The following is an 18,068-nucleotide window of genomic DNA, read 5'->3' on the forward strand; positions in this document are numbered from 1 at the left end:
AGACGCTAGGACGAGCGCATGACCAGAACAAGGATTCGCCCGTGACGCAGCAATCGCGCCCATCGAAGGGGGTTGGCGCCGCGTCGCTGACGCTGGGAGGCATCGCCGCGGCATTCGGTGTCGCTTCATGCTGCGCTCTCCCATTCCTGCTGGCGTCGATCGGTATCGGCAGCGCATGGCTTGGCGGCATCGGTCTTGCGGCAGCGCCCTATCGCACGCCGCTACTCCTCATCGGCGCATTGTGCCTCGCCGCCGGGGCGGTGTCGCTGGCGCGCCAGCAGATCACCGCCTCCCGCTGCGGACCGGACGGCGTCTGCACACCCCCGGCGGTGCGGATCGTCACGCTCGTCGGGCTGCTCATCGGCCTCGTTCTGCTCTATCTCGGCTATCGCTATGTCTGATCCCGTCATCGAGCTGCGCTCCACGCTGACTTGCCCGCATTGCGGCCATCAGGCGACCGAGACCATGCCAACCAATGCCTGCCAGTTCTTCTATGATTGTATCGGGTGCGGGACGGTGCTCAGGCCCAGGTCCGGCGACTGTTGCGTCTTCTGCTCTTATGGAACCGTGCCGTGTCCGCCGATCCAGGTCGACGGCAAGGACGGCGCGTGCTGCGGCTAAGCACGGCGTATGAGCGTCCGCTCCGGCGTTGATATCGTTGCGGACTGGACCGTGGTCACGACGCCTATGGCGCAAGCGGCCCTGCGTGGGCTGTGCGGATCGTTCATCGGCACCAGATGGCGCGGGATGGATGAAGCCGAGAACCGCGTCCATCGCTACGTGCTGCAGGGCTATGCAGCCACGGGCCGCGCGCCGGCAGGGGCACAGATTGCTGGTGCGGTCGGCCCTTCATTCGACGAGGTCACCGCTGCGCTACGGCGTCTTGCCGGGCGCGATCTGGTCGTACTCGATGATGCCGGTCGTATAGTCGGCGCATATCCATTCACCGAACGTCCGAGCGAGCATCACGTGACCGTCGCCGGCATCACGGTGAGCGCCATGTGCGCCATCGATGCGCTCGGGATCGGCGCAATGCTCGGCCAGGCTAGCGTCATTCGTTCGGTCTGCCGCTCGTGCGGACAGACACTTTCTATTCGTACGCGCGACAATGGCCAGACCCTCGACTTCGCTAAACCCGCCGGCATCGTCATATGGTCGGGTCAGCTTTATGCCGACGACTGCGCAGCCACCTCGCTCTGCACCCAGCAAGGCTTCTTCTGTACTTCCGAACACATGGAACGTTGGCGTGCGGACAAATCCCGCCAGGATGACGAAGGCGTGCCCCTCAACCTCTCGGAGGCGCTCGAGGTAGGCCGCGCGCTCTTCGAAGCGATGCGAAGTGCTTTGAGACTGGCCAACGACTGAGCGGCATTGGCGCGCGACACCGCGACTGATCGCCCCAGATTAGCCGACAAACCATCATTTGCGCCCTTGCGACAGGCGCGGGCTGACGCCCGCGCACAGCGGACGCCGCTGACGCGGCGACGCTGTTGTGGGGCCTCCCTCGATGCGGGTCTGGTCGGCGCTCCCTACTAGGCCCGCCACGACGCGCCGCAAGCCCGGCTGCGCCGCGCTGCTCCATTGCATTTCGCCCCTCCGGGTGCGGCCCGCCGCTTCAGCGGGCCTCTCCGGTCGTTCTCGCCGCCCACCCCCGCCTCGGGGGAGCCTTGGGGTTTTGGGTGGGGCTGGAGGCTACCGATGATTTTGATCCCCCAACCGCCGTTTTTCGCTGGACTGTCAGGATATTGCGCTGAAATCGGGGCAGGGCTGTGCTGCGCCGATCTGGATCTCCCGAATATCCTACACGACAGCCACGCAAGCTATGTCGGACACTGGCTCGGCATCCTTCGCGGGGACAAGACCGCCATCATCCACGCGGCCGCCAAGGCCGAGCAGGCCTTTGCTTACCTGAAGAGCTTTGGTGGCGCAGCCGACGACAGCGTTCGGGACGAGCCAACGGCGGCGGCAGCTCTCGCCGCCTGATCGCCACGTCCGATCGATTTTCCATTCCACTCATATCGCGAAGGAGCACCACCATGGGCTGGCTCTACATGCCTCGCCAATCGCTCGGCGGACACGCATCCGCGAAATCCTATCTCGACGCTCAGTTCACCCATGAACGCCCGCAGGAGGAGGGCGGCTCGCGCGGGCTCAAGGTCCTGGCTTCGGCCTGCCCCGGAAACCGGGTCTATTACGCCGCGACCCAGGTGATGACGAACGGTGTCGGCGGCGAAATCTTCGCGATCGTCTGCCTCGTCCGATGGAACCCTCGCGACAAGGAGGGAATGATCCTCGGATACAAGGATATGGAGGAATCCATGGGTCCCTGTGAGGATGGATGTCCCGCGCATATCCTGGATCTCCTGACGGCGACCGACAACAAATACGCTCTCGACTGGCGGGAGCGTTGCCGGGCCAATCTCGCGAGGCGTGGACGCAAACTGTCGGACGGTGATCGCATCCGGCTCGAGGCGCCGGTGACTTTCTCGGACGGTCACGTCGGGCAGGAGTTCGTGGTGTCCAAGCGCAGGCGAAAGCTCCTCCTTCGCGATCCCACCAACGGTAGTTTCTACCGGATCAGCCGCCTCATGGAGCGCGCCTGGTCGGTCGTGCCCGTCACCAAGGTCCACAAGACGGTGTTCGCCTGAACCTCAATCGATATATCCTCGTGACGAAGGGGATCATTTTATGACCATCAGCATCGACAGGGACGGCCTCTCTCCCAAACGCGCGCTGCTCTGCAGCCGCGAGAACGCCATGCGCGTCGCTGGGCGCATCTTCGATCATTACCCAAGGAAAGTGAGCATTTTGCGCACGGCGGACCCGCTCCAGCCCTTTCGCGTATCCACCGATCCGTCGGCGCCGGGTTTCGTCGTCCTTGAAATGGTCGCATGACGCGCGTTCCGACCCTGGCTCTCCTGCTTATCGCCGCCTGCACGCCGAGCGATGCCGCCGAGGACACCTCCTTCAATGCTACCGCGCGGGCGCTTGATGGCGATACGGTCGCGGCCGATTTCCGGCTTCTCGGCGTTGACGCCTTCGAGCGACGGCAACTTTGCCAGAAGGCGGGCGCGTGCTGGGAGTGCGGGAAGGCGGCGCAGGATCTTGCCGCCCGCACCTTGCATGGCGGCGATGCCAATATCCGCCTGTCCTCGCCATCAAGCTACGGACGGCCGGTGGCCGTCGTCACGGTCAACGGTCGCGATCTCGGCGAAGTCATGATCGGCTCGGGACTCGCCATTCCCCAGCCCCAGTTCCTCAAGGCCGATCCCGATCGTGCCGCGCGCTATGCGGCAGTCTTCGCGGATGCCAAGCGCCGCGGCGCCGGAGCCTTCGGGGGCGAATGGATCGAACCCACCCAGTGGCGACGTGGGCGTCGTCTCACCTGCGAGCGATAGCGACGAGGAAATCGAGCGCGTCGGCCATCAGGGAAGCCGCCTGCGCCGAGACGCCCGCGATCATCTCGACCGCGAACATGCCGGCATTGAGCCCGAGGGCGATCAGCAGGACGCGTTCTCACCTCTCGTCCCGCGAACGCTCCTCGCCGCATCCGCCTCCGCAGCAATCACCGGCCATGGGCCAACCTCGATTCGACTGACGTAGCTCATTATCCACCCGACCCGGTCCGATGGGTCAAGCCAAGCCTCGATCTAGCGAGGCAAGCCCGGGTTCAGACACCGAGCTCCGGATCCGCCCACCACGAACGCCCCTGCCGGAAATCGTCCGCTGCCGACACCATCGGCCCATCGGGCTCGTCCGCGACATAGGGCGAGACGAGCGGCCGCGCCTTAATGCGGCGCCGATGGATGTCGCCGGCGATCCGGCCGCGCGCCTCCAGCAGCTCCTCGAGCCACATGAGATCGTCGATCATCTCGACGACACCGCGGCCCGCGAGGCAATAATAAATGCAGCGCTGGAAGTCGTCGCCCACCGGATTGCTGAGGATCGAGGCCAGCTTGCGCTTGCCGCCCGGCTCGCCCTCGTGAATCCAGCTCACCGCCTCGCGGAGCTCGCGGACCGAATAGAAAGCGTCCTCGATATGCATGCCGATGGCCGCATTGGCGATCATCCGGCGCGTCGGGCGGTTCTGCTCGTCGATCGCCGCATCGCGCAGCGTCACGTCCAGATCGAAATGGTCAAGATAGCGGGCGGTCGAAGCGGACACGGTGATTCTCCTTCATGAGGAACATTATATGAACGATCCGCTCCCAAAGAAAAGATCAATCACGGTCATGGTGGGTCTGCCACACCTCGCCGACGGCAAGCTGCTCGAGCGTGCCAGGCGGTTGCAGCAGCCGGTCCTCATCTCGGCGAACGCGCTCTCGCGCTGGACGAAGGAGCGCGGCTGGCGCAAGTGGGCGGGTTGGCGGATCAGCGCGCTCGCCAACGCCACCGGCCTCAAGAGCCTTAGCCTCGACAGCGCCGGCTTCAGCGCCATGGTGACCTATGGCGGCTATCCGTGGACAATCGACGATTACATTCGCCTCGCCGCGGCCTTTCCCTTCCAGTGGTGGGCGAGTCTGGACTACTGCGTCGAGCATCAGGTCGCGGGCGACCGCGACGAGGTGCTCGACCGGATCTCGCGCACCATTCGCGCCAATGTCGAGTGTCGCCTGCGCGCTGAAGATCAAGGCATCCTGACCAATTTCATGCCGGTGATCCAGGGACGACTGCCGTTCGACTACGAGCGCTGCGCCGACGCGCTTTCAGGCACGATCGAACGGGCCGGACTGGTCGGTGTCGGGTCGATGTGCCGGCGCCCGATCCACGGGCCCGAAGGCCTGATGGCGGTCGTCGATCATCTCGATCGCGTGCTACCGCCGGGCATCCGGCTCCACCTCTTCGGCGTGAAGGGCGAGGCCATCCCTTATCTTACGGTCTTCGCGCATCGGATCGCCTCGATCGACAGCCAAGCCTACGGCGTAGCGGCCAGGAATGCGGCGCGACGCGGCGGCATTGCGAAGAGCGACGCCATCGTGGCGGACCATATGGAACTCTGGGTCTGCTCCCAGCATGCGCGCATGCGCCAAGCGCAGCGCCAGCTTCCGATGCAGGTGCCTGTAGCTGAACCCGCGCGACCCGACGACCCATGGGAGGCGGCCATCGCGGAAGCGCGGCAGCAAATCCGCGAACTGATCGAATTTGGTGATCTCGATCATGACGAAACCACCGCTCCTTGGATCGAGCAATGGGCGGCTGACATTTATCGCGAACGCATGACGCGCTGAATGGTCCCGTCATCCTCAATCGCCAGAACCTGGAAGCGCGCATGAAAGGAGAGCGGGAAGGCGGGGACGACGAAACTGGGGCCTGAAGGCTCCTGCAGCCTTGGGGAACCCTCATGCACTTCGGAACGATCGTCACGCACCGGGCAACCGAACGCTCGAACCGCGCAGAAATCCGCAACCCCATCCTCGCGCTCCCCGCCATTGCGCGACTACGGGAACTCGATCCTGAAGTCCGTGTCGCCCTGCAGGAACTGCTGCTGGATCTGCAGCAGGACGCTAGGGCGCGCGCGGAGACGAGCTGGCGGCGGCGCAAGCCGCCGGTCGCAGCATATTGGGCAGCCTGCGGCGTCTATGCAGGCCACATCGCTCGCGCCATCGGGGCGGGCGTCGGCCGCCGGCGCGGAAAGCGAGCGTAAGTTGTCCAAAGCCCCTTAGGAGCTGTCCGGTTATTCCTCATGAAGCGCGTGGTAGCTGTCCAGGCAAGACCGACTGTGACGCCCGCTGTGACCTTCCGCTCACCTGATTGCAGCAGCTTCTAGCACTATTTCCCGGAGAAAATCGTATGATTGATCATCATGATACACCGTTGCTCCGCGCGGTCAGAGAGAGCGTCGATCGTTGCGGCCAAGGCGTCGTCGCGGTCGTAAACGGTGAAGGAACACCTTCTCAGGCCCACACTATCGGCAACGCCAATCGCGGCCTCCCCGAGCTTCTCGGGCTTGGCGCCTTCATGCCACAGCGCATTTTCACAATCCTTGCCCAGATCGGTCACGAAATGCGCAAGGCGGGAAAGCCGCCGGGAATGTACATCGATCTGGGTCGTACCTATCCGATCAAAACACGTATCGCAGGGCCGGCGGCAATGACGTTTTATACCGACAGCGCGGGTAAATATCTTGGTCACGCCGACTATGCGGTTGTGCAGCTCCTGTTTGCCGATCCGCTCGGCCGCTACCCTGGCGAGGAGAACTGTGACCCTCGCTATGAAGTGCAGCATGTTTGACCCGATCTCTTTGCCTTCGCGCCGAGATTTGCTGCAGTAATCATTGCCGTGATCATGGCGGCGAGGGACTGGGCTTTGCCGCAGTGCGCGTCGCTATCGTCATCACAAGCTTGATCTGTGCGCTCCGGCGACGGACCAATCGCGAAGCCATGCGGCAAGGCTGAAAAGGGAAGGGGGGCCGGGGTCGCGAGTGGAAAGACCGCTCGAGATTTCCGGAGGACCCCATGAGCTACGACGTGGCGTTTCGCTATAGCCAAGCGCTCGACCCCAGCGCGCTGATCACCATCGGTACCACCTTGCACGCCGTGCAGGCGGCGATCACGGATTGCCGCAACGCCGGCATCGATGTCGAAACCGACCCCGCCGTCATCCTGCTGGTGCGGCATCTGTCGCAGGTCTGCGCCGATCGCGGCACAGACGCCGATCTCCGCCGGGACTGCATGGCGCGTATCGCCGATTTGCGGAACCGTCCCATGCTCAAGACCCTCGCCTTGCGCGGTGTCGCCTATGACGAACCGGCAAAGCGTCTCTTCCACTCCGAGGGCCGCGCCGCGCTGCGACGACTCGCCGAGGCGCTCGGCCTTGAAGAGGGCAGCTTCGATATCCGCTCCAACAAGGCCGGGCCGGCCGTATCCGGCGAGATCACCCTGCACGGCGAAACGCTGTGGGTGCAGCTCTCGATCGGGCCGTTCGGACCCGACCGCGAGGTCTGCTTTCGCAAGGTGCAGGGCCGGCAGGATCATATCGGCGAGCGCAACCACTGGGCATCGGTTCGCGAGCTGGTCGAGCCGGATCGTTTCGCCGCGCGTGTTCGCCGCGAACTCAAGCTCCCCGCGGCGGCGCCCACCGCGCCGCGGCTCGTCGCCTGAAGGGGGCAAATCATGCGCATCCTTCTCACCCGCATCAGGATCGGCGTGGACGTGCCGAGCTATTCTTACCGCACCTATGTCCCCTTCACCGAGATCTCGCTCGAACGTCAGGCCTTGATCTCGATGCACTCGGACTATGGCCACGGCGCCGGGCTCCTCGCTCGTCTGCCCGATGTTATCGCGCCAATGGCGCACCTCGAGGCCGCGTCCGGTCTCGACAAGCACAACGTCGCGAAGGCCATCGATGGCGTTGCCGATCGTCTCGCTGCCGTCCTCCTCGGTGCAGCCTTTCCCGAGATGACGGAACGGATCCTTCCGTTCCGCCTGGATGTCGCGTCCGTGCCGCCCAACGCGCGGCGGTTCGGGCGAAGCGAAAACCTCGCAGGACGCTACGAGATGCTCGTCCAGGCGCGCGATAGCCTCACCGCCGCGAGCCTCGGCTTCCGGTTGGAGACCGACCGATGATCTCGGAGCCGTTCGACCCGGCCGATGCTGGCACCTGGATCGCCCGAGGACGCAGGCCGGAGCATGCCGCCGTCATCGCCGAGGCCTGGCGCCACTTTCCGGATCTGCCAGCGGCGGCGGCACCGGAAGATCGCCTCGCGCGCATGCGACAGCGCGCGTTGGCGCTGCGGCCCGTGATGGAATCTATGTCGCGCGCCGCCGAGGAAGAGCGCCAGGCGCGGAACTTCGCCTTCACCGAAGCCCGCATCGCCAAAGGGGAGGGCGACGATCGCGATCGCGCGATCCTGTCTGCGCGCAGCCTCCACGGCTACGATTGGGATCGGGCGGTGCAGTACGCTTATGGCTGGTATGCTGCGATCGCTGGATGGGAACCGCGGGTGCGCCGGCCGGGATGTTCGACGGCCGCGACGATCGCCTACGATCAGGGCTTTGCTGAGGGCGGCGGCAACCGCGACGATCTTTTCGATACCGCCCGGCGCGCCTTCGAAGCGGCCGCGCCCCAGATCGAGCCGCCCTTGCTTGCCACCGGCCGGCCGCGCCCGAGTGAGTGGCCGAAACCGACCGACGAGCCTTTGCCCGCCCGCTGGAGCCGGCGGCTGCTCCTGCTCGGCGCGCCCGAGGCAGGCCTGGTCCCGCCGAGCGGTGACGCGAAGCCCGACGTCGCCGTGCTCCTCCCGACATTGCAGGCCTGTCAGGGCTATGGCGAACTCTTCGTCATCATCATTTCCGGCGCCGGTTTCCATGCGTTCGGCAATCAGCCGCCGGACGCTCGACCGTTGGAAGCCGCTTCCGGCGTTGTGTCGGGATCCGATCCGCGACTGGATCGCCAGCTCCGCGCACTGCTTGCCGGCCGCGACTTCGATGATGTCCTGATTGCCGCCCAGGAAGGCTATCTCGCGCTCCTTGACGCCCATGCGAGTGCGCTGCCGCTCTGCCGGACCATGGAACGCACGCGCAACACCGTCCTCCAGCAGCGCGCCCATTTCCGGATATGGCTCGATCGCGGCCTGTCGGCGGGCGAGAGCGTCGGCGCCGGTCACATTCGGTGGGGCAAGGCGGCCAAGGGTCTGACCGGCAAGCTCGGCGAATTCACCGCCCGCTATGCCGGCAAGTCGCCCGCCGGCGGCCATCGTATCGTGGTCGAGACTGAGGATGGCGAGCCCGCCCATCGCTATGTGACGCCGCAGGGCGAACCGCTCTCACCCGAAACCGTGATCGGCAATCGATCGCATCTCCGCAAGGAAATGGCCGCGCGGTTGCGGGCCTTCGGCGGCGCCACGCGCCTGTCCGCCGCTCCAATTTCCGATCTTCTCGATGCGCTCGCCGCCTGAGCCGGCGCTGGGGTGAGGGAAGGGGGAGCGCGAGAGAAGAGCCGGCAGGCTGACAGACCGGATCTTCGCCCCCTCAAACACGGGAACTCACCATGTCCGATACGCTTGCCCCCTCTCGCGTCCCCGTTGCCGCCGATTCCGATCTCATTGATCAGCTCGACCGGCTAACCGTGGCACTGACCGAGACCGAATATCACGCCGCGACGATCCTCGCCTTCGATCCCGACGCTCACGTCTCCGCCGGGCACCTCGATCATGGCCAAGGCGAGCCACGTGACCGTCACCTCGCCGGCGACGCGATGAGCCTGCGGGCCTGGCGGATCCTTGCCCGGGCCTGTGCTCCCGCATCCGACCGATTGGACGACACAGCGCGGCTCGCGCTGTTCCTCGCCGAGCGATCCACGCCGATTGACGCGGTGCGTGAACCGGGGATCCGCGACCGCGTGCGCATCCGGGTACGTCCGCGCGTTGGCGGGGACCGATTTGCGGGCCGCGAGGGCGTGATCGTGAAGACGCATTTCGCGGGCTTTTATGTGAAGCTCGACATGACGCCCCGCGAACGCAGTCAGAAGACCGAACTGGTCGAAGCGGCCTATCTCGAAGTTCTGGCTCCGGCCTCTGCCATTTGAACCGCTCCAACCGATATGGAGGCGTACATGCCTAAAACCTTCGCCAAAAACGTACACGATGCGGAGCCGGTTTTATCAGGGAATCGGCAAGGCGGCCCAGGAGCTGGCCGACCTCTACGTCTACGACACCGACCTGGAAAACCGCGCAGCCTTCAAGGAGCTGCTGTGGGATGCGGTGATGCATTCGCTCGTCGAGCACCACGGGTTCAAGCCGGAAGACCTGTAATGGCCAAGATCGACCCTCTCGACCTTTTGGCATTCATTGCGTCCGGCTCCTCCATGACTACCGAGCAGATCGCCCGGAGATGGCCCGAATGGGCCAAGCGCAGCGACGCCGCCTACAAGCGCTATGATCGTGAGAGCGCGGCTTACCGCACGAAGTGGGGCTACCAGGCGCGAGGCACGAATGATCCTAAGGTCGACAGCCTGGCTGGCGCCCAGCGTTACTGGGTCCACCTCCCGCTGATCAGGGCATGCCTCGAGCAAAATCAACCCGATATCCTGTCGTGAGGAGGTATCAGTGCGACGCACTCATCAACCCAATATCCCCGACAACCGAGAGTTCTACGCTGCGATCGAGCGCAATATCGCGCAAAGCGGCCAGCATCTCTTCCTGATCTTCGCCGATGGGGAAACGCCGGCGTTCGCCTACACCATCGGCAACGCGCTGCGGGGACCGCCGGAGCTGCTTCTCATTGGCAATTTCCCCCCGCGCGTTGCCGGCGGCATCGTGAACGAGCTCGGCCAGCGCATGCGCGAGGCAGGCAGGCCGCTCGAAGGGGACATCGACGTGGGCGGCCGCTTCCCGGTTCGCGTGCGCCGAGCCTCCGCAGGGGCCCGGCAGGCCTATACGCTCCAGGCAGGACGTTACTTCCGCCACGAGGAATACGACGTGCTGCAGATCCTGCTCTGCGATCCGGGCGGCACCTATCCCGGCGAGCCGGGCTGCGAGCCCGGATACGACGTGCCGCTTGCCTGATCGCGGCGGCGGCCCCCCACATTCCAAGACCGGAGACAGATGATGTCCGAGCCGACCCACTTCGTCCACGTCTATGCGACCGTCAGGGTCAAGATGGCCGTTTCCGCCGACGATCATCACGAAGCGATGCTCGCAGCAGATGCCGCACTCTTCGCCAGGGGCTTCGGTGTGCGGCTTATCCCGACCGCAGAAGGCGCGCTCGATGCGGACTATGCCGGGGAAGTGACCGGCTATCTCGTCGATGAAGCGGGTGACCCGGAATTCATGCGGAGCGCTAACTACGGACCGGACTACGAGCCTGACTGGGGCCTGCGCGGCCGCGGCGACAACGCTGCGCCGATTGCCAGCTCGTAGCACCAGCAGGCAAAGGGAAGGGGGAGCGATTGGGTGGTGGCCAGACAGGCCAAGCCCCAGGAGATCCCACCATGGCAACAGTCGTACAGATCGACCCCTCCGCCGACCAATGGTCCGTGCCGATCGGCAGGCACAGCCGTGGCTCGCTCATGCTGAACCTCGAACGCCTGCTCGCCGGGCGGCTGCTCATCCAGGGCAGCAGCGGCGCGGGCAAGAGCAGAACCCTGCGCAAGATTATCGAGGAGGCCTTCGATTTCACGACAATCGTGCTCGTCGATCCCGAAGGCGAATTCGGCAATCTCGCCGCCCACATCGGCGCAACCTCCCTAAAGGGCTGCGAGCTGACCTCCGATGGCCTGACGGCAGCCGCGGCCCGCGCCAGGCAGCACCGCCTGTCGCTTCACGTCGACCTCACCGATCTCGATCCCGACCAGCGGATCATCAAGGCGGCGGCGCTCTTCGCCGGACTGATCGGCGCGCCGCGCGAGTACTGGGCGCATACCGTCCTGGTCTGCATCGACGAGGGCCATCTGCTCGCGCCACATCATGCCGGATCGGCCCGCGATGCCGAGACCCGGCGCCTTGGCGTTGCCACGCTGACCGACCTCTGTGCCCGCGGCCGCAAGCGCGGCATCGCCCCGGTCATCGCCACGCAGCGCCTCGCCAAGCTCTCATCCTCGGTGATCTCGGAGCTGCAGAACTTCCTCGTTGGCCTCAACGTGTTCGATCGCGACATCGCGCGCGCGGCCGATCTCCTCGGTTTCTCGGCGAAGGAGGCCGATGCCCTGCGAAAGCTCGCGCCCGGTGAGTTCTTCGCGATGGGCCCAGCGATGTCGCCGCTGCCTGTCCTCGCCCATATGGAAGAGACGATCACCGAGCATCTCGGCGCGACGCCAAGGCTCACCGCGGCCGCTGCGGTCGACAGTGAAGAAGCGGAGAAGCTGCTCGACCTGTCGGCTCTCCGCGAGGTCTCGAACGGCTCGCGCGATGCGGCTCTGACGCTCAAGGGCACCCGGGCGCTCGATGCCTTCCTCCTCGATCCTTCCGCGCCGCACGCGGCCTCGATCATCGGCGCGCTCAAGAGCATCGCGCCGAACGCCACGACCGCCAACGATCTTGCGGGCCATATCGGTGCCCCGCGCGAAGCCGTCGACAACGCCCTCGACATGCTCGCCGCCATCTCCGCGGTGGACACGATGCCTCGAGGCGAGGATCGCATCGCCCGGCTTCATGCCCGCCTCCGCGCCAAGATCAGCGACATCCCCGTGGTGGCGCTGGCATGAAACCGCTCGATCTGGATGCCGACATCGTCGAGCTGGTACCCGCGCCAAGGCTGGTATTGCCTGCCACGCCGCTGCGCGAGATGGCCTATCGGGCCGATGCATGGACACCGCAGGAGAGCGAACGGCTGCGCGCGCTCTTCCTCGAGGACACCGCGATCGCCGACATCGCGCTGGCAATCGGCCGGGGCAGGGCAGCGGTCGCCGAACGTATTGCGCTGCTCGGGCTCCGCCGCAATTCCACGCGGACATGGACCGAACTCGATGATGCGGAACTGTCGCGGCGCTACGGCGGCGAACCCACGGCGGCCATAGCTTCCGACCTCGGTCGATCCTGCTCGGCGGTCTATGCCCGCGCCAGGATCCTCGACCTAACCGAGGGTAATCCGGCGGAATGGACGCCCTGGGAGGACGCCCAGCTCGTCGAAGGCTATCGCCGCGGCGTGCCGTTGGCGCAGATCGCCACCCTTATCGGCCGGCCGTTCGGCGGCCTATCCAGCCGGGCCGGAGCTCTCGGCATCGTGCATGCGAACCATCCGCCGGACTGGTCGGAGGCGGAAACGGCGAGGGCTCTCGACCTGGCCGAAGCGGGTCATCGCTACACGGCGATCGTCGGGATGCTCGGCCAGGAAGGCTTTCCCCAACGCACGGTCCGCGGCTTCGGCCTCGCCATCCGCAAGCTGGGCTATGGCCGCGGCTGGGGCAGGGCCTGGACGCCGGAAGAAGACGCCCTGCTGCGCAAGGCCTACATCGACGGTACGAGTCTCACCCCGCTGCGCCGCCAGCTTGGCCGCACCGCTGGATCGCTGCGCCACCGCGCCGAATATCTGGGCCTGCGCGGGCTTCATGCCAACCGCAATGGCTGGCGGCTTGGTCCGGACTGGACCGAGGCCGACGAGGCGCGCCTTCGTGCGGACTATGGCCGTGTCCCGACCAAGGTCCTGGCGGCAAGCCTGGGACGGACCAAAGCTGCGCTCACCTCGCGCGCGAATAGCCTCGGCCTTGTCCACGGCTACATTCGGCCTTTCAGCGACGATGAAACGCGCGCGCTCGACGTCGCCTTCAACACCGGTGTGTCGCTCGCCGATCTCGCGGTGGCGCTCAACCGCAAGGCCATGTCGCTCAGCAAATACGCGACCAACCATGGCTATCAGTTCGGCCGCCGGCCGCGCCGCGCCGTGACGCTCGAAGCGCTCTTGGCCACGAACTGACCCGGGCTCGGGCGCCGAGCCATTCGCCCGAGCCCTTCCACGCCCGCCAATCAGAACGTCGCGATGCCGCGCGAAGCGGCCCCGTGACCGGGGATCTCTCATGCCGCCGCAGGATCGACACATCAGGAACGTCCTGAAACTCTTCGATGCGCATTGCTATCGTCACGACCGCTACACGCTCTTCTCCGACTGCATGGAGCTCATAGCGATCAGCATCTCGAACAGCGTCGACAGCCGATCCCGGGAAACGCGCGAGGCGCGCTATCTCGAGATCGTGGGACGATATGAGCAGCACACCATCGAGATGTTCCCTCGCGTCTTCGGAGAGATCACAATGGCACTGGAGGAAGCGCCAGGGGACGTCCTCGGGAGCATCTTCACCGCGCTCGAGATCCACAACAAGAACCGTGGGCAATTCTTCACGCCCTATCCGGTTTGCCAGATGATGGCACAGGTCACGCTTGGCGATGCCAAGGACGCCCTGGCGCTGATCGACGACAAGGGTTTCGTCAGCGCGATGGAACCCGCCTGCGGTGCCGGCGCCATGGTCATTGCTCTCGCCGAAGCGATGCGCGCCGCCGGGATCAACTATCAGCGCCATCTCCACGTGACGGCGATCGATATCGACCAACGCGCCGTACACATGGGCTATATCCAGTTCTCGCTGCTCCACATTCCGGCCCACGTGATCGTTGGTAACTCTCTCAGCAACGAGGTCCGCGAACACTGGTTCACGCCGGCCCACATCCTCGGCGGCTGGGGCGCCAGGCTTGCCAGCCAGGAACGCTTGGTCGAACAACCCCCGCGATTTTTTACTGAAACGACACCGGAACGCACAACCCACGATAAGCAAGCCCAAGAGCCAAGGACCAGAACGGTCGGCGAGCAGTTGACCCTATTCTGAATTGCAATCCCGCCAGCGCGCCTCGGCTCTGGACATCACACTCTGAGGCGGGCTCTGGATCACCAATATACCCGGAACCTCCGGTCAGAGCGATCATAGGGCTGTTCGAAAATCGCTGCCCGCACCTTCTCCGCGATCTCTTTGAGCGTGGCGAACATCCGATTGATTTCGGACAGATCGCTGAGCTGTTCCGGCCCATATCTCACCATGAGATAATCGCGCTGATCGCTCAATCGGACCAGATGCTCCGCGGTACGGCGCCGGAGAGACAATCCCTTCTCGACAGCCAACCGCGTCCGTTCGGCGAGATCATGCTGCAATCCCCGGACCTGCTTTCGATCGACCGAATGAAAGAGCAGAAACGCATTGAGGTAAGTCTCGATCGACTGAATGGCGCACAGCCTAGCCGGGGTGGACGAGACACTCCGGCCTTTCTCGATCTGCGGCAGCAGCCTGTGCGCGGCATCCCAGTAGGCGTCGGCCAAGGTCATGACCGTACCAACCGACGCCTCCGTGCCGGGATAGGACGGGGTGCGAGTCTCGATCAGCCCCGGAGGTGTTGTCGAGCGCCGCGTCGAAATATCTTGATCCGATGGTCCCTTTTCCAAACCGGCCGTCTCCCCAGAGGAAGTCCTATTAGGCGGGCTGCCCTTCGGTGGATTTCGGACTTCCGCGACGAACCGGCGCAGATTTCGTCGCCTTTGCCGATGCGGCAGCGCTGGACCCCTTGGGCTTGCGGCCAAGTCCGATGCTCTTGGCGAGCGTGCGACGCTGCTCGGCGTAATTGGGCGCGACCATCGGATAGTCGGCCGGAAGATTCCACTTCGAACGATAGTCCGCCGGCGTCATCTGATAGTGCGTCATGAGATGACGCTTGAGCATCTTGAGCTTTTTGCCGTCTTCCAGGCAGACGATGTAGTCAGGTTTCACCGAGGCACGCACGGATACCGCCGGCTCCTGCTTTGTCTCGGGCGCCGTTTCACTTTTGCCGAGATTGCTCAACGCTCCGTGAACATTCTGGATCAGGGACGGCAAATCCGCCACCGCCACGCTGTTGTTCGTCACATGCGCCGCGACGATATCAGCGGTCAGGGTAATCAGCGTGCTATCGTTTTCCGATACGTCGCTCATGATGATCTTGCCTTCTCTGGTTGAAGAACCCGGAAGACTATTCGCTACCGGGAACATGGCGCCCTGTGAAGTTCCCAAAGGCTCACAGGAGCACCTATTCACCCGCGCCAAACAGGGACGTACGATATCTGATCGCGTCCAAACCCGAACATTCCGTAAATCCCTTCATGTCGATTCATGTCCAAAGAAGAGGGGAATGGGCCGGGGAGACCGGTCGGAGGCCAAGCGCCTTCGACCCCTTCCACCCGGGAGCCAGGACATGGAGACCTCACGAAGCCAGCGATGGCGGGAACGCCGCGCCTTATGGGCGACGGACTCTCTCATCATCAATCCGAAGGCCTATTCGGTCGACATCATCGATCACGCCGTAGCGCGTACGTTCATCGCCGAGCATCATTATCTGCCGAGCTATCCGGCAGCCCAGGTCGCAGTCGGCCTCTTTGGACTCCGCGCGGTCCTGGCAGGCGTGGCCGTCTTCGCGGTTCCCGCGACCGACGCCGTCATCACCCGGCACACGGGCTTCACCGATCCGGCAAAGGGATGCGTTCTCGCACGCCTGATTCTTCTCGACCGGGTCCCGCAGAACGGGGAAAGCTTCTTTTGCGCACGGGCCTTCCGACTGCTTCGCCAGGCGCGGCCAGCGATCGAAGCCGTCGTTTCCTACAGCGACCCCGAATTCGGGCATACCGGCCGGGTTTACGCCGCTCTTTCCGGGGCGCACCGGGGCACCACGCGCCCGCGTACAGTCCTTCGCGCCGCAGGCCAGACGATCTCCGATCGGACGCTTTCGAAGATCCGGCTCCGCGAACGCGGGATGGATGGCGCCATCGACCAGATCGTCCGCCTCGGTCTACCGGCGCCCGGCCTGCGCGAGAGCCCAGCCGCATGGCTCGCCCGCCTTCAGGCCGAGCAGCTCCTGACCCGCCACCGCCAATCCGGACTCTTCACCTACTGCTTCGAGCTCACCCGCAACGCGCGCCGACAGGGCCGCGCACTCCCGCGGTTGCCCTATCCTAAACTATTGCCGGGGCCGTGATCGCTCTCAGGCCTTGACGCCTTCGACATAGGTGATCGCCTCACCGACCGTCTGGTTCTTCTCCGCGTCGGCATCGGGGATCGCGATTCCGAATTTCTTCCTCGATCGCCATGACCAGCTCGACGACATCCAGGCTGTCTGCCCCGAGATCATCAATGAAATGGGCGTTGGGCATTACTTTCTCGCGGTCGGCGCCAAACTGATGCGCCACGAAATCGCTGACCCGATGGCTACGTCACCCCAAGCGACCCTCCCGCGGAGCGGGCTCGTGCTCTGCGCGCAACCTGTTCCACAAGGTCTACATGCAGAACCTGACAGTTCAGGCGGGCAATAGCGGCCTGATCGTCGGCACTCCGAGCGAACCCCGGCTGATCGGGGTGACTCTGAGGCTGCACAATTAAACCAACCCGTCTCTAAAACGCTCGAATTTCGAGACGCATGCGGCCTACATGAGCTATCCGCTCCCCAGGTTAGGCCGTTACCGCTGGCTGTATTTCAGGTCGATTGCGCCCATCGCCAACGCGGAGGGAGAACCTCCCTCGCGCGCTATCTCCTCGTCAACGCAACGCTGCCTCGGGCTTCGAGTGTCTTTCGGCCGCACAGGCACGGTATAGACCTCGCCGTAGCCCGGCACGATGACCGTGCGCGCAACCGCGCGAGGATCGTCTGTCGGCGCGGGCTGAACAAGAACAGTGCCGCGGCCTGGCAGATATAACATGCGCGGTTGCGGGGCTGCCGGCTTCTGGTCAGAGGACTGCGCGGCTATCGGCGCAGTCGCGCCGATCGTGAGCGCGGCTGTCGCCGCCAAAGCCAATAATTCTATGCGGGCCACAGTGAGGCAAATTGGCCGGGGTGCGGTTTTCATCAAGTTAACGCCCCAATTGCTAGAGGAGTGGCCTGCCCTCTGCGAGGGAGTCCAGAGCAGTACGATCATGGATTAGGATGCGTCGTCCGATACTTGTGAGCAGGCCGGCCCTGGCCCAGGCGGAGAGCATTCGGCTCGCAGTGTGAAGGGTCGTTCCCGAGAACTCCGCCAGGTCCTTACGACGTAGCGGGAACGCTACCTCGTCGCCACCATCGTTACGGATCAGGCGCAGGAGCGCACGGGCGAGACGCTGATCGGCGCGCTGGGTGGCCAACTCGCGGACCCGATCCTGAAGTTCGATAAGCCGCGTCCCGATCACTCGAATGACGTTCAGCGACACCTGCGGATATATGCCGATCAGCACTACTATATCCGCCTCGCTCCAACTGAGGACGACCGACGCCTCCGCTGTGATCGCGTCCGCCGGAAGAAGGTGGTCAGTGAAGAGAGGCACTGTTCCGAACATTTCGCCGGAGCCGATAAAGCGAATGATCGCCTGCCCGCCATCACTGCCGGTCTGGATGATTCTCACGCTGCCCTTCGCCACCGCATAGGCCCGCTCGGCACGGGCTCCTTGCTCGAAAATCCTCGCATGTTTTGGCAATCGTTCGATGCGTGCGCAGGCATGGGCATGCACCAGCGCTTCGTGAGGCAGATCGCGAAATAGCTCCACCGCGCCGATAATCTTCAGGTGTGAAGCAAGGCCTCGGGTCTGAACGATGATTTGCCTCCTGCCTTCTCTCGTTCGGGTCGATCTAGTCGAAATAACAGAGCCGAGTTTGC

Annotated in this window: 27 protein-coding genes and 1 pseudogene; 22 read left to right on the forward strand and 6 right to left on the reverse strand. The window is 64.5% G+C overall.

Annotated elements, in window-relative coordinates:
- Positions 1 to 41 precede the first annotated feature (41 nt).
- The 7 genes from ACNHGR_RS00725 to ACNHGR_RS00755 all read left to right on the forward strand — a co-directional run bounded on the left by ACNHGR_RS00725 (position 42) and on the right by ACNHGR_RS00755 (position 3,398).
- A complete protein-coding gene (locus ACNHGR_RS00725; RefSeq protein WP_008068557.1) occupies positions 42 to 401 on the forward strand; it encodes a mercuric transporter MerT family protein in 360 nt (119 codons plus the stop codon).
- Complete coding sequence (locus tag ACNHGR_RS00730) at positions 394 to 621, forward strand: GDCCVxC domain-containing (seleno)protein (RefSeq protein WP_081458651.1); 228 nt, start codon at positions 394 to 396, stop codon at positions 619 to 621. The genes ACNHGR_RS00725 and ACNHGR_RS00730 overlap by 8 nt, the downstream gene beginning before the upstream one ends.
- Positions 622 to 630: 9 nt before the next feature.
- On the forward strand, positions 631 to 1,365 hold the full coding sequence (locus tag ACNHGR_RS00735) for an alkylmercury lyase family protein (protein WP_475283830.1): 735 nt from the start codon (positions 631 to 633) through the stop codon (positions 1,363 to 1,365).
- A 333-nt stretch (positions 1,366 to 1,698) separates the two neighbouring features.
- On the forward strand, positions 1,699 to 1,983 hold the full coding sequence (locus ACNHGR_RS00740) for a zincin-like metallopeptidase domain-containing protein (RefSeq protein ID WP_475283831.1): 285 nt from the start codon (positions 1,699 to 1,701) through the stop codon (positions 1,981 to 1,983).
- A 53-nt stretch (positions 1,984 to 2,036) separates the two neighbouring features.
- Positions 2,037 to 2,648: a DUF6927 domain-containing protein gene (locus tag ACNHGR_RS00745; protein ID WP_017183280.1), complete on the forward strand. Its 612-nt coding sequence runs from the start codon at positions 2,037 to 2,039 to the stop codon at positions 2,646 to 2,648.
- A 40-nt stretch (positions 2,649 to 2,688) separates the two neighbouring features.
- Positions 2,689 to 2,895 (forward strand): hypothetical protein, encoded by a 207-nt coding sequence (locus ACNHGR_RS00750; protein ID WP_017183279.1) that lies wholly within the window; start codon positions 2,689 to 2,691, stop codon positions 2,893 to 2,895.
- Positions 2,892 to 3,398 carry a thermonuclease family protein gene (locus ACNHGR_RS00755; RefSeq protein ID WP_017183278.1) on the forward strand — a complete coding sequence of 169 codons (507 nt, stop codon included), beginning with the start codon at positions 2,892 to 2,894 and terminating at the stop codon, positions 3,396 to 3,398. Before ACNHGR_RS00750 ends, ACNHGR_RS00755 begins: the two co-directional genes overlap by 4 nt.
- 272 nt (positions 3,399 to 3,670) lie before the next feature.
- Here the strand turns inward: ACNHGR_RS00755 and ACNHGR_RS00760 are convergent, their stop codons facing one another.
- Positions 3,671 to 4,165 (reverse strand): hypothetical protein, encoded by a 495-nt coding sequence (locus ACNHGR_RS00760; protein ID WP_017183276.1) that lies wholly within the window; start codon positions 4,163 to 4,165, stop codon positions 3,671 to 3,673.
- A gap of 28 nt (positions 4,166 to 4,193) precedes the next feature.
- On the opposite strand from ACNHGR_RS00760, the gene ACNHGR_RS00765 reads away from it, so the two are divergent.
- The 14 genes from ACNHGR_RS00765 (at position 4,194) to ACNHGR_RS00830 (ending at position 14,253) form a co-directional block, all read left to right on the forward strand.
- Complete coding sequence (locus tag ACNHGR_RS00765; protein WP_017183275.1) at positions 4,194 to 5,228, forward strand: deazapurine DNA modification protein DpdA family protein; 1,035 nt, start codon at positions 4,194 to 4,196, stop codon at positions 5,226 to 5,228.
- A 113-nt stretch (positions 5,229 to 5,341) separates the two neighbouring features.
- On the forward strand, positions 5,342 to 5,644 hold the full coding sequence (locus ACNHGR_RS00770; RefSeq protein ID WP_017183274.1) for a hypothetical protein: 303 nt from the start codon (positions 5,342 to 5,344) through the stop codon (positions 5,642 to 5,644).
- A 146-nt stretch (positions 5,645 to 5,790) separates the two neighbouring features.
- Entirely contained in the window at positions 5,791 to 6,231 is a 441-nt protein-coding gene (locus tag ACNHGR_RS00775) for a DUF4262 domain-containing protein (protein WP_081490916.1), read from the forward strand.
- A 224-nt stretch (positions 6,232 to 6,455) separates the two neighbouring features.
- A complete protein-coding gene (locus tag ACNHGR_RS00780) occupies positions 6,456 to 7,100 on the forward strand; it encodes a hypothetical protein (protein ID WP_017183272.1) in 645 nt (214 codons plus the stop codon).
- A 12-nt stretch (positions 7,101 to 7,112) separates the two neighbouring features.
- Positions 7,113 to 7,565, forward strand: coding sequence for a hypothetical protein (locus tag ACNHGR_RS00785; protein WP_017183271.1), 453 nt, complete (start codon positions 7,113 to 7,115; stop codon positions 7,563 to 7,565).
- Positions 7,562 to 8,896, forward strand: a complete 1,335-nt coding sequence (locus tag ACNHGR_RS00790; protein WP_017183270.1) for a hypothetical protein — start codon at positions 7,562 to 7,564, stop codon at positions 8,894 to 8,896. Before ACNHGR_RS00785 ends, ACNHGR_RS00790 begins: the two co-directional genes overlap by 4 nt.
- Before the next feature lie 92 nt (positions 8,897 to 8,988).
- Positions 8,989 to 9,525 (forward strand): hypothetical protein, encoded by a 537-nt coding sequence (locus ACNHGR_RS00795; protein ID WP_017183269.1) that lies wholly within the window; start codon positions 8,989 to 8,991, stop codon positions 9,523 to 9,525.
- A gap of 58 nt (positions 9,526 to 9,583) precedes the next feature.
- Positions 9,584 to 9,751 (forward strand): hypothetical protein, encoded by a 168-nt coding sequence (locus tag ACNHGR_RS00800; RefSeq protein ID WP_017183268.1) that lies wholly within the window; start codon positions 9,584 to 9,586, stop codon positions 9,749 to 9,751.
- Complete coding sequence (locus ACNHGR_RS00805) at positions 9,751 to 10,035, forward strand: hypothetical protein (protein ID WP_017183267.1); 285 nt, start codon at positions 9,751 to 9,753, stop codon at positions 10,033 to 10,035. The genes ACNHGR_RS00800 and ACNHGR_RS00805 overlap by 1 nt, the downstream gene beginning before the upstream one ends.
- Positions 10,036 to 10,045: 10 nt before the next feature.
- Positions 10,046 to 10,504 carry a DUF4262 domain-containing protein gene (locus tag ACNHGR_RS00810; RefSeq protein WP_017183266.1) on the forward strand — a complete coding sequence of 153 codons (459 nt, stop codon included), beginning with the start codon at positions 10,046 to 10,048 and terminating at the stop codon, positions 10,502 to 10,504.
- Positions 10,505 to 10,543: 39 nt separating this feature from the next.
- A complete protein-coding gene (locus ACNHGR_RS00815; protein WP_017183265.1) occupies positions 10,544 to 10,858 on the forward strand; it encodes a hypothetical protein in 315 nt (104 codons plus the stop codon).
- 71 nt (positions 10,859 to 10,929) lie between these two features.
- Positions 10,930 to 12,141 (forward strand): helicase HerA domain-containing protein, encoded by a 1,212-nt coding sequence (locus ACNHGR_RS00820; protein ID WP_017183264.1) that lies wholly within the window; start codon positions 10,930 to 10,932, stop codon positions 12,139 to 12,141.
- The gene (locus tag ACNHGR_RS00825; protein WP_017183263.1) at positions 12,138 to 13,349 is read left to right on the forward strand and encodes a hypothetical protein; all 1,212 of its coding nucleotides are present in this window, start codon (positions 12,138 to 12,140) and stop codon (positions 13,347 to 13,349) included. The genes ACNHGR_RS00820 and ACNHGR_RS00825 overlap by 4 nt, the downstream gene beginning before the upstream one ends.
- Positions 13,350 to 13,449: 100 nt before the next feature.
- Positions 13,450 to 14,253, forward strand: a complete 804-nt coding sequence (locus ACNHGR_RS00830; RefSeq protein ID WP_011950478.1) for an N-6 DNA methylase — start codon at positions 13,450 to 13,452, stop codon at positions 14,251 to 14,253.
- A gap of 59 nt (positions 14,254 to 14,312) precedes the next feature.
- Here the strand turns inward: ACNHGR_RS00830 and ACNHGR_RS00835 are convergent, their stop codons facing one another.
- A complete protein-coding gene (locus ACNHGR_RS00835; RefSeq protein WP_017183262.1) occupies positions 14,313 to 14,744 on the reverse strand; it encodes a hypothetical protein in 432 nt (143 codons plus the stop codon).
- Positions 14,745 to 14,889: 145 nt separating this feature from the next.
- On the reverse strand, positions 14,890 to 15,384 hold the full coding sequence (locus tag ACNHGR_RS00840; protein WP_017183261.1) for a Ros/MucR family transcriptional regulator: 495 nt from the start codon (positions 15,382 to 15,384) through the stop codon (positions 14,890 to 14,892).
- A gap of 259 nt (positions 15,385 to 15,643) precedes the next feature.
- On the opposite strand from ACNHGR_RS00840, the gene ACNHGR_RS00845 reads away from it, so the two are divergent.
- The gene (locus ACNHGR_RS00845; RefSeq protein ID WP_011950475.1) at positions 15,644 to 16,420 is read left to right on the forward strand and encodes a Mom family adenine methylcarbamoylation protein; all 777 of its coding nucleotides are present in this window, start codon (positions 15,644 to 15,646) and stop codon (positions 16,418 to 16,420) included.
- Between the two features lie 6 nt (positions 16,421 to 16,426).
- Here the strand turns inward: ACNHGR_RS00845 and acpP are convergent.
- The 3 genes and pseudogenes from acpP to ACNHGR_RS00860 form a co-directional block, all read right to left on the reverse strand.
- Positions 16,427 to 16,631: pseudogene (gene acpP, locus ACNHGR_RS00850) on the reverse strand (acyl carrier protein).
- Positions 16,632 to 16,898: 267 nt separating this feature from the next.
- Positions 16,899 to 17,285: a hypothetical protein gene (locus ACNHGR_RS00855; RefSeq protein ID WP_230461522.1), complete on the reverse strand. Its 387-nt coding sequence runs from the start codon at positions 17,283 to 17,285 to the stop codon at positions 16,899 to 16,901.
- A 19-nt stretch (positions 17,286 to 17,304) separates the two neighbouring features.
- Complete coding sequence (locus ACNHGR_RS00860; protein ID WP_129927364.1) at positions 17,305 to 17,958, reverse strand: Crp/Fnr family transcriptional regulator; 654 nt, start codon at positions 17,956 to 17,958, stop codon at positions 17,305 to 17,307.
- Between the last annotated feature and the right edge of the window lie 110 nt (positions 17,959 to 18,068).

The sequence above is a fragment of the Sphingobium sp. RS1 genome (assembly GCF_056156825.1).

What these genes read in the sequence shown, in the direction of transcription:
- ACNHGR_RS00730 (WP_081458651.1), top strand. Translation starts at nt 394, where the DNA reads ATGTCTGATCCCGTCATCGAGCTGCGCTCCACGCTGACTTGCCCGCAT.
- ACNHGR_RS00735 (WP_475283830.1), top strand. Translation starts at nt 631, where the DNA reads ATGAGCGTCCGCTCCGGCGTTGATATCGTTGCGGACTGGACCGTGGTC.
- ACNHGR_RS00740 (WP_475283831.1), top strand. Translation starts at nt 1,699, where the DNA reads ATGATTTTGATCCCCCAACCGCCGTTTTTCGCTGGACTGTCAGGATAT.
- ACNHGR_RS00745 (WP_017183280.1), top strand. Translation starts at nt 2,037, where the DNA reads ATGGGCTGGCTCTACATGCCTCGCCAATCGCTCGGCGGACACGCATCC.
- ACNHGR_RS00750 (WP_017183279.1), top strand. Translation starts at nt 2,689, where the DNA reads ATGACCATCAGCATCGACAGGGACGGCCTCTCTCCCAAACGCGCGCTG.
- ACNHGR_RS00755 (WP_017183278.1), top strand. Translation starts at nt 2,892, where the DNA reads ATGACGCGCGTTCCGACCCTGGCTCTCCTGCTTATCGCCGCCTGCACG.
- ACNHGR_RS00765 (WP_017183275.1), top strand. Translation starts at nt 4,194, where the DNA reads ATGAACGATCCGCTCCCAAAGAAAAGATCAATCACGGTCATGGTGGGT.
- ACNHGR_RS00770 (WP_017183274.1), top strand. Translation starts at nt 5,342, where the DNA reads ATGCACTTCGGAACGATCGTCACGCACCGGGCAACCGAACGCTCGAAC.
- ACNHGR_RS00775 (WP_081490916.1), top strand. Translation starts at nt 5,791, where the DNA reads ATGATTGATCATCATGATACACCGTTGCTCCGCGCGGTCAGAGAGAGC.
- ACNHGR_RS00780 (WP_017183272.1), top strand. Translation starts at nt 6,456, where the DNA reads ATGAGCTACGACGTGGCGTTTCGCTATAGCCAAGCGCTCGACCCCAGC.
- ACNHGR_RS00785 (WP_017183271.1), top strand. Translation starts at nt 7,113, where the DNA reads ATGCGCATCCTTCTCACCCGCATCAGGATCGGCGTGGACGTGCCGAGC.
- ACNHGR_RS00790 (WP_017183270.1), top strand. Translation starts at nt 7,562, where the DNA reads ATGATCTCGGAGCCGTTCGACCCGGCCGATGCTGGCACCTGGATCGCC.
- ACNHGR_RS00795 (WP_017183269.1), top strand. Translation starts at nt 8,989, where the DNA reads ATGTCCGATACGCTTGCCCCCTCTCGCGTCCCCGTTGCCGCCGATTCC.
- ACNHGR_RS00800 (WP_017183268.1), top strand. Translation starts at nt 9,584, where the DNA reads ATGCGGAGCCGGTTTTATCAGGGAATCGGCAAGGCGGCCCAGGAGCTG.
- ACNHGR_RS00805 (WP_017183267.1), top strand. Translation starts at nt 9,751, where the DNA reads ATGGCCAAGATCGACCCTCTCGACCTTTTGGCATTCATTGCGTCCGGC.
- ACNHGR_RS00815 (WP_017183265.1), top strand. Translation starts at nt 10,544, where the DNA reads ATGATGTCCGAGCCGACCCACTTCGTCCACGTCTATGCGACCGTCAGG.
- ACNHGR_RS00820 (WP_017183264.1), top strand. Translation starts at nt 10,930, where the DNA reads ATGGCAACAGTCGTACAGATCGACCCCTCCGCCGACCAATGGTCCGTG.
- ACNHGR_RS00825 (WP_017183263.1), top strand. Translation starts at nt 12,138, where the DNA reads ATGAAACCGCTCGATCTGGATGCCGACATCGTCGAGCTGGTACCCGCG.
- ACNHGR_RS00830 (WP_011950478.1), top strand. Translation starts at nt 13,450, where the DNA reads ATGCCGCCGCAGGATCGACACATCAGGAACGTCCTGAAACTCTTCGAT.
- ACNHGR_RS00835 (WP_017183262.1), bottom strand. Translation starts at nt 14,744, where the DNA reads ATGACCTTGGCCGACGCCTACTGGGATGCCGCGCACAGGCTGCTGCCG.
- ACNHGR_RS00840 (WP_017183261.1), bottom strand. Translation starts at nt 15,384, where the DNA reads ATGAGCGACGTATCGGAAAACGATAGCACGCTGATTACCCTGACCGCT.
- ACNHGR_RS00845 (WP_011950475.1), top strand. Translation starts at nt 15,644, where the DNA reads ATGGAGACCTCACGAAGCCAGCGATGGCGGGAACGCCGCGCCTTATGG.
- ACNHGR_RS00855 (WP_230461522.1), bottom strand. Translation starts at nt 17,285, where the DNA reads ATGAAAACCGCACCCCGGCCAATTTGCCTCACTGTGGCCCGCATAGAA.